We start from the raw sequence: 14,157 nt of genomic DNA, 5'->3' as shown, positions 1-14,157 counted from the left end.
TGTAAGCTTGCAGCTTGAACCTTGCAGGTGCTTGGGAGGTCTGTGTTTGCATGTATCACGGTGAACGCTTCAACGCTTGGACCCATCTGGTCGGTGCCGTTCTGGCCTGCATCGGCGCCATCTGGCTGATCGTCGCTGCAGGCCTGCAGGGCGACCCCTGGAAGATCGTCAGCTTCTCCATCTACGGCGGCACGCTGTTGCTGCTCTACAGCATCTCGACCCTCTACCACAGCACCCGCGGCCGGGCGAAGGTGATCATGCGCAAGCTCGATCACCTGTCCATCTACCTGCTGATCGCCGGCAGCTACACACCCTTCTGCCTGGTGAGCCTGCGCGGGCCTTGGGGCTGGAGCCTGTTCGGGGTGGTCTGGGGGCTGGCGGTGATCGGCATGCTGCAGGAAATCAAGCCACGCTCGGAGGCGCGGGTCCTATCGATCATCATCTATGCGGTGATGGGGTGGATCGTGCTGGTGGCGGTCAAGCCGCTGTTGCAAAGCCTGGGCACCGCCGGCTTTGCCTGGTTGGCGGCGGGCGGTGTGTTTTACACCGTGGGCATCATTTTCTTCGCATTTGACAGCCGATTCCGCCACTGGCACGGCATCTGGCACCTGTTCGTCATCGCTGGCAGCCTGATGCACTTCGTGGCGGTATTGCTCTACGTGCGTTAAAAATCGCCCCACAGCTGTTGCGCCACCGAAAGGGCCACCACCGGCGCTGTTTCAGTGCGCAACACGCGTGGGCCAAGACGGGCAGCTTGGAAGCCTGCCCCCTTGGCCTGTTCGACTTCGGCATCGCTCAAACCACCCTCGGGGCCAATCAGGAACGCCAGGCGTGCCGGTTTGTCATGACTGGTCAGCGGCTCTGCGACAGGGTGCAAGACCAGTTTCAGGTCAGCATCGCTGCCCTTGATCCAGTCGGCCAAGGTCACCGGTGGGTGGATGATCGGCAGCGTCGAGCGGCCGCATTGCTCGCAGGCGCTGATCGCGACCTGGCGCCAGTGGGCGAGGCGCTTGTCGGCGCGCTCGTCTTTGAGGCGCACTTCGCAGCGTTCGCTGACGATCGGGGTGATTTCATTGGCGCCCAGTTCGGTGGCCTTCTGGATGGCCCAGTCCATGCGCTCGCCGCGGGAAAGGCCTTGGCCTAGATGAATGTGCAATGGCGACTCGGCCTGGCCGGCAACGGCCTGGTCGAGGCTGACGCGCACGGTCTTCTTGCCCACTTCGAGCAATTGGCCCAGGTATTCCTGGCCGCTGCCGTCGAACAGTTGCACGGCAGCGCCGGGGGCCATGCGCAGTACGCGGCCGATATAGTGGGCCTGGGCTTCGGGCAGGTCGTGCTCGCCGAGGCTCAGGGGGGCGTCGATGAAGAAGCGGGACAGTCTCATGGTTCTGCTCAGGAAGAAGGTTGGACATCGTCCTTGTAGGCGCGGCCTTGTGTCACCAAAGGGCCGCACAGTAGCTCCGGTCATTTGGCGGCGCTAATGATCCTTGGGGCTGCTGTGCAGCCCGTTCGCGACACGAGGCCGCCCCTACAAGGCGTTGCGATTGCTGGTCGGTTAGCCCGGATCGCGGAAGTCGGGGTGGAAGTTTGCCGGTACCGCCACGCTGACGCTGTCTCGCGTGGCAATATCGATGCCTTCACTGGCCACCTCGGCAAGGAAGTCGATCTGCTCGGGCGTGATCACGTACGGCGGCAGGAAGTACACCACGCTGCCCAGCGGGCGCAGCAGGGCGCCGCGGGTCAGGGCATGCTCGAACACTTTCAGGCCGCGGCGCTCCTGCCACGGGTAGGCGACCTTGCCCGCCTTGTCCTGGACCATTTCGATCGCCAGGGCCATGCCGGTCTGGCGAATTTCGGCAACATGGGCATGATCGGCCAGGTGCGCAGTGGCGCTGGCCATGCGTGCGGACAACGCCTTGTTGGCCTCGATGACGTTGTCCTGTTCGAAGATGTCCAGGGTCGCCAGGGCCGCCGCGCAGGCCAGCGGGTTGCCGGTGTAGCTGTGCGAATGCAGGAACGCGCGCAGGGTCGGGTAGTCGTCGTAGAAAGCCTGGTACACCGTGTCGGTGGTCAGGCACGCGGCCAGCGGCAGGTAGCCGCCGGTCAGCGCCTTGGACAGGCACAGGAAATCGGGGCGGATGCCAGCCTGCTCACAAGCGAACATCGTGCCGGTGCGCCCAAAGCCCACGGCAATCTCGTCGTGGATCAGGTGCACGCCATAGCGGTCGCAAGCCTCGCGCAGCAGCTTGAGGTAGACCGGGTGGTACATGCGCATGCCGCCTGCACCCTGGATCAACGGCTCGATTATTACCGCCGAGAGGGTCTCGTGGTGTTCGGCCAGGGTCTGTTCCATGGCTGCGAACATGTTGCGCGAATGTTCTTCCCAGCCCATGCCCTCGGGGCGCAGGTAGCAATCCGGGCTGGGGACTTTGATGGTATCGAGCAGCAGCGCCTTGTAGGTCTCGGTGAACAGCGGCACATCGCCCACCGACATGGCGGCGATGGTCTCGCCGTGGTAGCTGTTGGTCAGGGTGACGAAGCGCTTTTTTGCCGGCTTGCCGATGTTCTGCCAGTAATGGAAGCTCATTTTCAGCGCCACTTCGATGCACGATGAGCCATTGTCCGCATAGAACACCCGGTCCAGACCGGCAGGCGTCATCGCGACCAGGCGCTCGGACAGCTCGATCACCGGCTGGTGGCTGAAGCCCGCGAGGATCACATGCTCCAGCTGGTCGACCTGGTCCTTGATGCGCTGGTTGATGCGCGGGTTGGCGTGGCCAAACACATTGACCCACCAGCTACTGACCGCATCCAGGTAGCGCTTGCCTTCGAAGTCCTCGAGCCACACGCCTTCCCCGCGCTTGATCGGGATCAGCGCAAGCTGCTCGTGGTCTTTCATCTGGGTGCAGGGGTGCCACAAGACCTTCAGGTCACGCTGCATCCACTGATCATTGAGGCCCATTGGCACTTCTCCTGGCGTTACGGCATGTTTGACCGCGTAAGCCTAAGCAATGCCGGGAGGCAGGACAACCGCTGCGGGTCAATGACGACAGGTGCGGGTCCACTCGAGCTTGCGGATATGCACGGTGCCGGCTCTGGAGGTGGAGATGGTCAGGCGTCGAAACGGCCCGGGGAGGTGCTGGTAGCAGGGTTGAGTGCAGAAATGGCCAGGCATGAACTCGGTGTATCCGCTGCCCGAAAGCGTCAGCCAGTAAAAATTGTGCGGGGTCGGGGCAATCCCGTCCCAATCGAAGCCCTCGGTATCCATGAGCATTGTCACATCTTCGAAATGCTGGTCGCTGACGACGTAGCATTCCAGGCGTAGGCTTTCGACTTCCTGGCTGAAGCTGATTTCCACTTCACTCTGCTCGCCAATCACCAGCTCGGTGCCATCTTCACCTTTGAAGGCTTCATGAACACCGGCCCATGAAGTGCCATTGCTGCGGATACGCAAGCCTGAGGGCGTCAGTAACGTTTGTTTGTGCCACAGGAGCTGCCTTTTGATGTGGGCAAAATGCTCCTCATAGGTCATGCGCAGTTCCTTTTGTCGGTTTTTCCAGTCACCCGGACCAGCGTTGCGCAAGGGCAGCAGGCTCGTCTACTGACAAAAATGCCAGTTGCCAAAAGGACTTGATGGCGCTGTGGTGGCAGGGTCGGCATACCTGACGTATTCTTAACGCATCATCTCGGGGCGTCTTTGCCTCTTCCCATTTCTGTAACGTCAACTCGGAGTTCGCCATCATGGCTGCTGCTTGGGTGCGCCTGTGCGCGTTGGTATTGATCGGTGTGTCCAGCGGCGCCGCGCTGGCAAAGGACAAGACACCTTCGGCAATCGTGGTGGGTGGCGGCCTGGCAGGCCTGACTGCAGCCTACGAGCTGCAGAGCAAGGGGTGGCAGGTGACCTTGCTGGAAGCCAAGGCGGGCATGGGCGGCCGTTCGGGCCTGGCCACCAGTGAGTGGGTCGGCAACAGCAAGGCTCAGCCGGTGCTCAACCAGTACCTCGAGCGTTTCAAGCTTGAAACACTGCCCGCGCCTGAGTTCGTACGCACTCCCGGGTATCTGATCGACGGTGAGTACTTCAGCGCCAGCGACCTGGCTACCAGGCAGCCGGCTACCGCCCAAGCCCTCAAGCGCTACGAGAAGACCCTCGATGACCTGGCCCGTTCGATCGATGACCCGCTCAAGCCACAGGCGACCAGTACGCTGTTCGCCCTCGACCAGATGAACGTTTCCACCTGGCTCGACAAGCTGCAGTTGCCCAGCACTGCACGGCAGCTGATCAACCAGCAGATCCGTACCCGCTACGATGAACCGTCGCGTCTCTCACTGCTTTACTTCGCCCAGCAGAGCCGTGTCTACCGCGGCGTCAGCGACCGTGACCTGCGTGCCGCCCGCTTGCCTGGTGGCAGCCCGGTACTGGCCCAGGCTTTCGTCAAGCAGCTGAAAACCATCAAGACCAGCTCGCCAGTCACCTCCATCGTCCAGGACAGCGGCGGGGTCACCGTCAAGGTCGGCAGCGCCAGCTATCAGGCCGATTACCTGGTCATGGCCGTACCGCTGCGTGCCCTGGCCAAGATCCAGATCACTCCGGCCCTGGACACCCAGCACGTCGCGGCGCTGAGGGGCACCAACTATGGTTGGCGCGATCAGCTGCTGCTCAAATTCAAGCAGCCAGTCTGGGAAAGCCGCGCGCGCATGTCTGGCGAAATCTTCAGCAACGCAGGCCTTGGCATGCTATGGATCGAGCCAGCACTCAAAGGTGGCGCCAACGTGGTGATCAACCTGTCGGGTGACAACGCCCGTCTGCTACAGGCCTTCGGTGACAAACAGATGGTCGACCAGGTATTGATCCGCCTGCATGCCTTCTATCCAAAGGCCCGTGGCGCGTTCACCGGTTATGAGGTCAAGCGCTACAGCGCCGACGCCGGGACTGGCGGTGCTTACCTGGCTTTTGGCCCCGGGCAGATCAGCAAGTACTGGCGCCTGTGGGAGCGCCCGGTGCAACGCATTGCATTTGCAGGTGAGCACACCGACGCGCTGTACCCAGGCACCCTCGAAGGTGCCCTGCGCAGTGGCCAGCGTGCCGCCAGCCAGGTGCAGGACCTGCTGGCCGGCAAGTCGTTCGACCCTGTAAAAGCTGCCCCGGTAGCGGCAACTGCTGGGTCGCAGAAGGACAAAGGTGGGTTCTTCTCCAACATGTTTGGTGGGTCATCCGACAAAGAAGACAACGCCGAAAAGGCACCTGCCAAAGCCGAGCCGGTGAAGGCCGAGGAGGCGCGGGTGGACAAGCCTGGTTTCTTCTCGCGGCTGTTCGGCAGCGCTGGCAAGCCCGAAGCCAAGGCTGCTCCGGCGCCTGTCGAGGCAAAAAAGGCCCCAGCCAAATCGGAGCCTGAAACACAGGCCGTTACCCACTCCCAGGCCAAGGCTGGCTGATGGGTGATCGCCTGGCCCTGTCACCGTCAAGCGGACGGCAGGGCCAGGGCTGACAACCTGGAATTACCCGCTATCGTTAATGTTTCCTTAATAGCCAGCTCGGACAATTACTATCGGATTTATCGATAATCCAAAGCAATTTTTTGTGCTTTTATTCGATACGTTACGCGTTAGTCTGTGCATAGCTTTCACGGGGAAACACGGCATCATGCAACTGCGCAATTCACCCTCTCGCTATGGCGTGGTCAGCATCCTCCTGCACTGGGGCGTTGCGCTGGCGGTCTTTGGTCTTTTCGGTCTTGGTCTGTGGATGGTCGGTCTCGATTATTACAGCCCTTGGCGCAAGGCAGGCCCGGACCTGCACAAGAGCATCGGCCTGGTGCTGCTGGCTGTCATGCTTGTGCGTGTGCTGTGGCGCTTCATCAGCCCACCGCCGCCGGCGCCTGCCAGCCACGGGGCATTTACCCGCCTGGCCGCCAGGTTGGGGCATTTGGCGCTGTACACAGGCCTGTTCGCGGTGATGATCGCCGGCTACCTGATCTCTACCGCCGACGGTGTCGGTATTCCGGTATTTGGCTTGTTTGAAGTACCTGCCCTTGTCAGTGACCTGCCTGATCAGGCAGACCTGGCCGGCGTTATTCATTTGTGGCTGGCGTGGGGCCTGGTGATTTTCGCCGCGCTGCATGCCCTGGCTGCCCTGAAGCACCATTACATCGACCGTGACGCGACCCTGGTTCGCATGCTGGGCCGCAAAGCTTGACTCTCAACCTCAATTGCAAGGAACTGAAAGGATGTTGAAAAAGACTTTTGCCGCTCTGGCGCTCGGTACCGCTCTGCTCAGTGCTGGTCAGGCCATGGCCGCCGAGTACAAGATCGACAAGGAAGGCCAGCACGCGTTCGTCGACTGGAAAATCAGCCACCTGGGCTACAGCTTCATTCACGGTACCTTCAAGGACTTCGACGGCAACTTCACTTGGGATAGCGCCAAGCCTGAAGCCAGCAAGATCAGCGTCGACCTGAAAACCGCCAGCCTGTGGTCGAATCACGCCGAGCGCGACAAGCATATCGCCAGCGCTGACTTCCTGGACGTGAAGAAGTACCCGGAAGCGAAATTCGTTTCCACTGCCGTCAAATCGACCGGCGAAAAGACTGCAGACGTGACCGGTGACCTGACACTGCATGGTGTGACCAAGCCTGTGACCTTCAAGGCCACCTTCAACGGTGAGGGCAAGGACCCATGGGGCGGTGAGCGTGCTGGCTTCAACGCTACCACCACGCTGAACCTGAACGACTTCGGTATCAAGGGCCCTGGCGCAACCTCGCAGACCCTGGACCTGGACATCAGCGTCGAAGGTGTGAAGCAGAAGTGATCATTGCCTGAGCAATAAAAACGCCGCCCCATGGGGCGGCGTTTTTATTTGCCGGTAGCGTTAGCCGCCTTTGCGGGTCAGTAACGCAGGCCGCTCACCACGTGGGCGGCTTGGCAGGTCTTCCAGTTGCTCAGGCGTTGGGAAACGGTCGAGCTTGGATTCCTTGCGGATGATCACAGGCTGGTTTTGCGGCTCTCGCGAGCTACGTACTGCCGGCTCCTGACGGGATGCGTCATCACGGCCGGCCGAACGGTTGCGGCCACCACCGTTGCTATCGCGGCGCGCATCACCTCCCTTGTTGTTGCGCGGCGGGCGTTTCTCGCCACTGGCGCTGCGCGGCTGGCCGCCGTTACGCCCTTGGCCACCACCACTGTTGCTGCCACCACTGTTGCTGCGCCCAGGGTTGGCCTGGCCTTGACCAGCGCCGGCATTGGCACCCGGGCGACGGTTGCGGCCCTGGTTCTTGGCATTCTGGTAGGGGCTGACGTAGTCGGCACGGTTACCGAAGTTGTCGATTTCGTCGTCCAGGAATTCATCCGGAGCACGGTCGGCCGGTGCCTTAGGTACAGTGTTCTGGCTGGCTTGCTGTTGGCGCGGCTTCTTGTCACGCGGCTTGCGCGGCTGTTGCTGCTTGTCGGCGGGCTTTTCCTTGTCGGCAGGCTTGTCGGCGGCCTGCTGCTTGGCCTTGCCTTTATCCTTGCCCTTGTCCTTGCGGCCGCCACTGCCATCTTTGCCACCGTCACCACGGGCCTGCTGATTGCGGCCGCCGCGACCGTTGTTCTGCGGGCGTTCACGCACCTCAGGCTTCTCGGCCTCCACCTGGCTTGGGTCGAAGCCCATCAGGTCGCCATCGGCGATCTTCTGCCTGGTGACCCGCTCAATGCTCTTGAGCAGTTTTTCTTCGTCCGGCGCGACCAGGGAAATGGCCTCGCCCGAGCGGCCGGCACGGCCGGTGCGGCCGATACGGTGAACGTAGTCTTCTTCGACATTGGGCAGTTCGAAGTTGACCACATGCGGCAGTTGGTCGATGTCCAGGCCACGGGCGGCAATGTCGGTGGCGACCAGTACGCGTACGCTGTTGGCCTTGAAGTCGGCCAGTGCCTTGGTACGAGCGTTCTGGCTCTTGTTGCCGTGGATGGCCGCGGCGCTCAGGCCGTGCTTTTCCAGGTACTCGGCCAGACGGTTGGCGCCGTGCTTGGTACGGGTGAATACCAGTACCTGCTCCCAGGCGCCGAGCGTGATCAGGTGGGCCAGCAGCGCGCGCTTGTGGCTGGCGGGCAGGCGGTAGACGCGCTGCTCGATACGCTCGACGGTGGTGTTCGGTGGGGTGACCTCGATGCGCTCAGGGTTGTGCAGGAGCTTGTCGGCGAGGTCAGTGATGTCTTTGGAGAACGTCGCCGAGAACAGCAGGTTCTGCCGTTTGGCCGGCAGGCGGGCGAGGACCTTCTTGACGTCGTGGATGAAGCCCATGTCGAGCATGCGGTCGGCTTCGTCCAGGACCAGGATTTCCACGTGGGCCAGGTCGACACGGCCTTGCCCTGCCAGGTCGAGCAGACGGCCCGGGCAGGCCACCAGGACGTCGACACCCTTGGCAATGGCCTGGATTTGCGGGTTCATGCCAACGCCGCCGAAAATGCAGGCACTGACCAGCGGCAGGTCGCGAGCGTAAACCTTGAAGCTGTCGTGTACCTGAGCCGCCAGTTCGCGGGTCGGGGTCAGGACCAGCACGCGCGGTTGGCGCGGGCCGTGGCGCTGGGATTTGTCCGGGTGGCCTGCCGGGAACAGGCGCTCAAGGATCGGTAGGGCGAAACCGCCGGTTTTACCAGTACCTGTCTGTGCGGCGACCATCAGGTCGCGGCCTTGCAACACGGCGGGAATCGCCCGCTGTTGCACCGGAGTCGGCTGGGTATAGCCCGCAGCCTCGATAGCGCGGACAAGTGCCTCGGAGAGACCGAGGGAAGCAAAGGACATGGGCAATCCTGTTCTGTGGGGGCTGGGCCCGTAGGGATATTCTGCCTGGCGCGACGGGCATCGGTGAGATGCGATCGCGTCCGGTCCAGCTGGGCTTTCACTGCACATCCGGAAAACGGAGTTAGGACGCAAGGTGCGTCGGTGCCGATCGGGATGCCTGTTGCGAGGCCGAGCGTCCGGGCGTGAGCCGGGCGGGAAGGCCCGAGTATAACAGAGCTATCGCTGTGTGCTGCTTTCCTGCTGCTCAACGGTGTGAGGAAGGTGGTCAGTGCTGCCGATATAGCGTTCGATTATCGCTAGGTAAGCGGGCTCCTGCTTGAAGCGCCGCAGCCCTTCGGTAAACGCCAGCGCCAAGGCATCGCGGCCAGGTTTGCGTGCCAGCCCCAGGTATTGCGCTTGACGGCTGATGACCAGTGGCAGTTCCTCTACCTGTTGCTCCAGGCCGAGTTGGCGGCGCAGGTAGCGCCCGACCAGGCGGTCGGTAACCAGCAAATCGATGCGCCCGAGCACCAGCTTGCCAAAATTGGCTTCGTGGCTTGGCGCCGCTTCACGCCGAAAGCCTGATGCATCGTTGAACTGTGCTCCATAGGCATAGCCCGGTGAGGTGCCGACAGTCAGGTCGGTGAGGTCGCTCAGTCGGGTTATGGCATGGCGACGGCGGCTGGATTGATACAGCACGAATTCGACATCCGACATGGGCTCCAGCGGGTAGACCATGTATGCCTGGCGCGAGTCCACTTTGAAGATGTCCATGACCCCGTCGGCCTGGCCCTGTTCGATCATTGCCAGGCATCGCTTCCAAGGCATGAATTCCCACTCCAGCTCGACACCCAGGCGCCTGAACACCTCAGTGGTAACTTCGTAATCTATGCCCTTGGGCTGGCCGTTGTGCTGGTACACATAAGGCGCCCAGTCATCGGTAACCAGGCGCAGGCGTTCGGCCTGCGCCATGGGGCTCAGGCAGGCGAGCAGCAGGATGCAGAAGAAGCGGACGATGAACGGCATGAGGCGAGATTACGCGCTCGGCTTGGGTAAGGCCAGTTGCAGGCGCTGAGGCAGCACCTTCGCGGGAGTAGTACGCTCAACGCTGTGCGGACTGCAGCAGATGCGCTTCGATTTCCTTGCGTTGGGCGCCGAGCGAGAGGCGCAGGCATGGGTGGCGCAGGCACTGGCGTAATTGCTCCGGCTCCATTGGGCCATAACGCTCATTGAGATTCTGCAGTGCCTTGTCCCACCAGGCGGGTGCGCAGGCACGGTCAAATTCGTTGGGGTAGGGGTAGCTGCCATACAACAGTTCGCGGGCAAACTGGCGCTCGCGGCTGGGCAGGGTCAGGCTCATGGCCTTGTAACCCAGGCGTTGCAAGGTCGGCGGGCGCGGCAACTGGTCATTCACCAACAGCACGTCGGCCAAGGCGGCGGCGCTAAGTGGCTGGTCTGCCTGCTTGCGCAGCCAGGCCTGTATCTTGGCCCGGAACTGAGCCTTGCGGCTCCAGTAGTGATGGATGACATCGGTGCATTCAGCCAGCGCCAGCTTGCGGTAGGCGGCGACCGCCAGGCAGAACTCTTCCAGCGTATAGGCCGTGCGAACCAGTGGATGGAATTCGTCCATCATCGCGATCGAGTGGTCTAGTATCCCCGCATCTTCGGCGGTCAGGCCAATCACCCCGGAGTTGACCATAGGCATCTGGCCGTCTGCCAAGCCCCGCGCCTGGAGAATGTTCTGCAGGTTCTGGTAGAGCAGGCACTGCTGATTTGCGCCGTAGCGCCCGCCGATAGCGTTGCACAGCAGGCTGCCGGCTTTGACCCGCTGGAACAGGTTCAGCGGCGACTTGCGGAAGAATGTGTCGGTGTCGATCAGCACGGCCTGCGAATGCTGCTGGAGGACTTGGCGCAACACGACATGCTTGCTGCGGAAATGGTAGCCGTGAGGTTCGTTCCAGGCCTTGCGCGTTGCCTCATCGAGCAGATGAACGGTAACCGGCAGCTTGCCGTAGGGCTCGGGGTTGTCGGTGTAGACCTGTATATCCATGGCCTCGCCCGCAGCCGTGCCCAGGTGGGCCAGGGCGCTGACGATGCTGAAGCAGGCCTCCTGATGATAGGTGGCAGGGCCGAAGGCCAGGTAAACCAGTTGAGGGCGCTGGGGTGTGAAATGTTGCATGGCTGGCAAGACCCGTCTGAACCGGAAATGAAATAAGGCCTTAGTCTATGACTAAAGCCTTAAGCATTTCTGAATAGGATTTTACCAAATGATTTCAGCGAGGCAGCTTCAGGTTGTTCCAGATCGCCAGGCTCGCCTCTGCCTGGTTCAAGGTGTAGAAATGCAGGCCCGGTGCGCCGCCTTGCAGCAGTTGTTCGCACATGCGGGTGATGACTTCTTCACCGAAGGCCTGGATGCTGGCGGTATCGTCGGCATAAGCTTCCAGCTGCTTGCGGATCCAGCGCGGGATTTCGGCGCCGCAAGCGTCGGAGAAGCGCGCCAGCTTGCTGTAGTTGGTGATCGGCATGATGCCGGGCACTACAGGAATTTCCACGCCCAGCTTCTGTGCGCGCTCGACAAAGTAGAAATAGCTGTCGGCGTTGAAGAAGTACTGGGTGATGGCGCTGTCGGCACCGGCCTTGACCTTGTGCACGAAGTTGGCCAGGTCGGTTTCGAAGTTGCGTGCCTGCGGGTGCATTTCCGGATAGGCGGCCACTTCCAGGTGGAAGTGATCAGCGGTTTCCTGGCGGATGAACTCGACCAGGTCGCTGGCATAACGCAGTTCACCACTTGCCATGCCCATGCCCGACGGCAGGTCGCCGCGCAGGGCGACGATGCGCTTGATGCCGGCAGCCTTGTATTGGGCGAGCAGCGCGCGCAACTCGTCCTTGGTGTCGCCGACGCACGACAGGTGCGGGGCGGCAGGCACCTTCACTTCGCTTTCCAGCTGCAGCACGGTGTTCAGCGTGCGGTCGCGGGTGGAGCCACCGGCACCGTAAGTGCAGGAAAAGAAGTCCGGGTTGCAGCCAGCCAGCTGGCGGGCAACACCCATCAGCTTTTCATGACCGGCGTCGGTCTTGGTCGGGAAGAATTCGAAACTGTAGCGGCGTTCTTGTGACATCACTCGTTCCTCAAGCAGCAAGCTTCAAGCGGCAAGCTGCAAGTAAAAGCCAGATCGGTGATGGCCGATCTGGCTTGGCATCGTTCAAGATCGTGGGTGCTGAAGCTGCGAGCGGCAAGGGCACGGTCTGCCTTTTCTTGCCGCTTGCAGCTTCAAGCTTGCCGCTTAGTAGCGGTAGGCGTGCGGCTTGAACGGGCCTTCGACAGTCACGCCGATGTAGTCGGCCTGTTGCTGGGTCAGCTTGGTGACCACGCCGCCGAAGCCGCGGACCATTTCCAGGGCCACTTCTTCGTCGAGCTTCTTGGGCAGTACTTCAACGGTCAGGCGTTCGGCTTTCTTCTCGGCCGAAAGGTCAGCGAACTTCTGCTCGAACAGGAAGATCTGTGCCAGTACCTGGTTGGCGAACGAACCGTCCATGATGCGGCTTGGGTGGCCGGTGGCGTTGCCCAGGTTCACCAGGCGGCCTTCGGCCAGCAGGATCAGGTAGTCGTCGTTCTGCGGGTCGAAGTCGCCAGCGCCGGTACGGTGGATCTTGTGGACCTGCGGCTTGACCTCTTCCCATGCCCAGTGCTTGCGCATGAAGGCGGTGTCGATCTCGTTGTCGAAGTGGCCGATGTTGCAGACCACGGCGCGCTTCTTCAGGGCCTTGAGCATGTTGGCGTCGCAGACGTTGACGTTACCGGTGGTGGTGACGATCAGGTCGATCTTGCCCAGCAGAGCCTTGTCGATGCTGGCTTCGGTGCCGTCGTTGATACCGTCGATGAACGGCGAGACCAGCTCGAAGCCGTCCATGCACGCCTGCATGGCGCAGATCGGGTCAACTTCGGTGACCTTGACGATCATGCCTTCCTGGCGCAGCGACTGCGCAGAACCCTTGCCCACGTCACCGTAGCCGATCACCAGGGCCTGCTTGCCCGACAGCAGGTGGTCGGTACCGCGCTTGATGGCGTCGTTCAGGCTGTGACGGCAGCCGTATTTGTTGTCGTTCTTGCTCTTGGTGACCGAGTCGTTGACGTTGATCGCCGGGACCTTCAGCTCGCCTTTGGCCAGCATGTCCAGCAGGCGGTGCACGCCGGTGGTGGTTTCTTCGGTGACACCGTGGACGCGGTCCAGCACGGCCGGGTACTTCTTGTGCAGCAGCTCGGTCAGGTCACCGCCGTCGTCGAGGATCATGTTGGCGTCCCATGGCTGGCCATCCTTGAGGATGGTCTGCTCCAGGCACCACTCGTACTCTTCCTCGGTTTCACCTTTCCAGGCGAACACCGGGATACCGGCGGCAGCGATGGAGGCTGCGGCCTGGTCCTGAGTGGAGAAGATGTTGCAGGACGACCAGCGCACTTCGGCACCCAGGGCAACCAGGGTTTCGATCAGCACGGCAGTCTGGATGGTCATGTGGATGCAGCCCAGAATCTTCGCACCCTTGAGCGGCTGCTCGGCGAGGTACTTGCGACGCAGGCCCATCAGGGCAGGCATTTCCGATTCGGCGATGATGGTTTCGCGACGACCCCAGGCGGCCAGGGAGATGTCTGCGACTTTGAAATCGGTAAAACCTGCAGGCGTGTTTACAGCGCTCATGAGAGCCTCCATTCGTAGTGTGCGAATGGGCGCCGTTGTGCGTTGAGCGTCCGCGGGAGCGGACAACGCCCCATCCGAGCCTGACAGGATGACCCTGCTGCAGCGCCCCTCGGACAGGTGGCGGGCATGGCACCGCGGCGGGTGGCCATGTGAATCGGCGCAGATTATAGCCTTGGCGGGAGTCATCGCCCAAGGTTTTCTGTCGATTAATAGCGACGATAGTCGATGATCAATGGAGCGGCGCCGGCCGCTCTGCCATCATTACCGCACGTTAGCCAAGCAGGTCAGGAGTACAGATGAACTTTCACACCCGCAAATGGGTAAAACCCGAAGACCTCAACCCCAACGGCACACTGTTCGGCGGCAGCCTGTTGCGCTGGATCGACGAAGAGGCGGCGATCTACGCCATCGTCCAGCTGGGCAACCAGCGTGTGGTGACCAAGTACATGTCGGAGATCAACTTCGTCAGTGCCTCGCGCCAGGGCGACATCATCGAGCTGGGCATCACCGCAACCGAGTTCGGCCGCACCTCGATCACCCTCAAGTGTGAAGTGCGCAACAAGATCACCCGCAAGAGCATCCTGACTGTCGACAAGATGGTCTTCGTCAACCTGGGCGAGGATGGCCAGCCGGCGGCCCACGGGCGCACCGAGATCAAATATGTTCAGGACCAGTTTCCGGACAGCGCGGTGGAATAACGTGATGGGGCT

13 protein-coding genes and 1 riboswitch are annotated in these 14,157 nt (G+C 61.7%); of the genes, 5 read left to right on the top strand and 8 right to left on the bottom strand.

All coding sequences use genetic code 11. The annotated features are described in order from the left end of the window. Positions 1–50: 50 nt before the first annotated feature. Complete coding sequence (locus IWW33_RS08850; RefSeq protein WP_161871010.1) at positions 51–668, top strand: hemolysin III family protein; 618 nt, start codon at positions 51–53, stop codon at positions 666–668. Here the strand turns inward: IWW33_RS08850 and IWW33_RS08845 are convergent. The 3 genes from IWW33_RS08845 to IWW33_RS08835 form a co-directional block, all read right to left on the bottom strand. Continuing rightward, entirely contained in the window at positions 665–1,384 is a 720-nt protein-coding gene (locus IWW33_RS08845) for a 16S rRNA (uracil(1498)-N(3))-methyltransferase (RefSeq protein ID WP_046785030.1), read from the bottom strand. The genes IWW33_RS08850 and IWW33_RS08845 overlap by 4 nt on opposite strands. Before the next feature lie 171 nt (positions 1,385–1,555). Beyond that, positions 1,556–2,962 (bottom strand): adenosylmethionine--8-amino-7-oxononanoate transaminase, encoded by a 1,407-nt coding sequence (locus IWW33_RS08840; protein WP_125923466.1) that lies wholly within the window; start codon positions 2,960–2,962, stop codon positions 1,556–1,558. A 78-nt stretch (positions 2,963–3,040) separates the two neighbouring features. Further along, positions 3,041–3,532 (bottom strand): hypothetical protein, encoded by a 492-nt coding sequence (locus IWW33_RS08835; RefSeq protein ID WP_115273422.1) that lies wholly within the window; start codon positions 3,530–3,532, stop codon positions 3,041–3,043. Between the two features lie 209 nt (positions 3,533–3,741). On the opposite strand from IWW33_RS08835, the gene IWW33_RS08830 reads away from it, so the two are divergent. From IWW33_RS08830 to IWW33_RS08820, 3 genes are all read left to right on the top strand, one after another. After that, positions 3,742–5,433, top strand: a complete 1,692-nt coding sequence (locus tag IWW33_RS08830; RefSeq protein WP_174141001.1) for a flavin monoamine oxidase family protein — start codon at positions 3,742–3,744, stop codon at positions 5,431–5,433. Between the two features lie 208 nt (positions 5,434–5,641). Beyond that, complete coding sequence (locus IWW33_RS08825) at positions 5,642–6,193, top strand: cytochrome b (protein ID WP_046785034.1); 552 nt, start codon at positions 5,642–5,644, stop codon at positions 6,191–6,193. Between the two features lie 31 nt (positions 6,194–6,224). Next, positions 6,225–6,803 carry a YceI family protein gene (locus tag IWW33_RS08820; protein ID WP_012312426.1) on the top strand — a complete coding sequence of 193 codons (579 nt, stop codon included), beginning with the start codon at positions 6,225–6,227 and terminating at the stop codon, positions 6,801–6,803. A 60-nt stretch (positions 6,804–6,863) separates the two neighbouring features. Here the strand turns inward: IWW33_RS08820 and IWW33_RS08815 are convergent, their stop codons facing one another. The 5 genes from IWW33_RS08815 to ahcY all read right to left on the bottom strand — a co-directional run bounded on the left by IWW33_RS08815 (position 6,864) and on the right by ahcY (position 13,447). Then, the gene (locus IWW33_RS08815; protein WP_174141000.1) at positions 6,864–8,774 is read right to left on the bottom strand and encodes a DEAD/DEAH box helicase; all 1,911 of its coding nucleotides are present in this window, start codon (positions 8,772–8,774) and stop codon (positions 6,864–6,866) included. 216 nt (positions 8,775–8,990) lie between these two features. Further along, complete coding sequence (locus IWW33_RS08810; protein WP_046785036.1) at positions 8,991–9,779, bottom strand: transporter substrate-binding domain-containing protein; 789 nt, start codon at positions 9,777–9,779, stop codon at positions 8,991–8,993. A gap of 76 nt (positions 9,780–9,855) precedes the next feature. Then, positions 9,856–10,932: a hypothetical protein gene (locus tag IWW33_RS08805; RefSeq protein WP_174140999.1), complete on the bottom strand. Its 1,077-nt coding sequence runs from the start codon at positions 10,930–10,932 to the stop codon at positions 9,856–9,858. A gap of 94 nt (positions 10,933–11,026) precedes the next feature. Further along, the gene (metF, locus tag IWW33_RS08800) at positions 11,027–11,872 is read right to left on the bottom strand and encodes a methylenetetrahydrofolate reductase [NAD(P)H] (RefSeq protein ID WP_119688161.1); all 846 of its coding nucleotides are present in this window, start codon (positions 11,870–11,872) and stop codon (positions 11,027–11,029) included. 165 nt (positions 11,873–12,037) lie between these two features. Further along, on the bottom strand, positions 12,038–13,447 hold the full coding sequence (gene ahcY, locus IWW33_RS08795) for an adenosylhomocysteinase (protein ID WP_046785039.1): 1,410 nt from the start codon (positions 13,445–13,447) through the stop codon (positions 12,038–12,040). A 20-nt stretch (positions 13,448–13,467) separates the two neighbouring features. Further along, a riboswitch (S-adenosyl-L-homocysteine riboswitch) is annotated at positions 13,468–13,564 on the bottom strand. Positions 13,565–13,743: 179 nt separating this feature from the next. Between ahcY and IWW33_RS08790 the strand changes: the two genes are divergently transcribed. Beyond that, complete coding sequence (locus IWW33_RS08790; RefSeq protein ID WP_012312432.1) at positions 13,744–14,145, top strand: hotdog domain-containing protein; 402 nt, start codon at positions 13,744–13,746, stop codon at positions 14,143–14,145. The last annotated feature ends 12 nt before the right edge of the window (positions 14,146–14,157 follow it).

Origin of the sequence: Pseudomonas sp. M2, assembly GCF_015751845.1 — a bacterium.
Classification (GTDB): Bacteria; Pseudomonadota; Gammaproteobacteria; order Pseudomonadales; family Pseudomonadaceae; genus Aquipseudomonas; species Aquipseudomonas putida_E.
The sequence above is the reverse complement of the archived record's forward strand: the minus strand, read 5'-3'. Positions and strand labels throughout refer to the sequence as shown.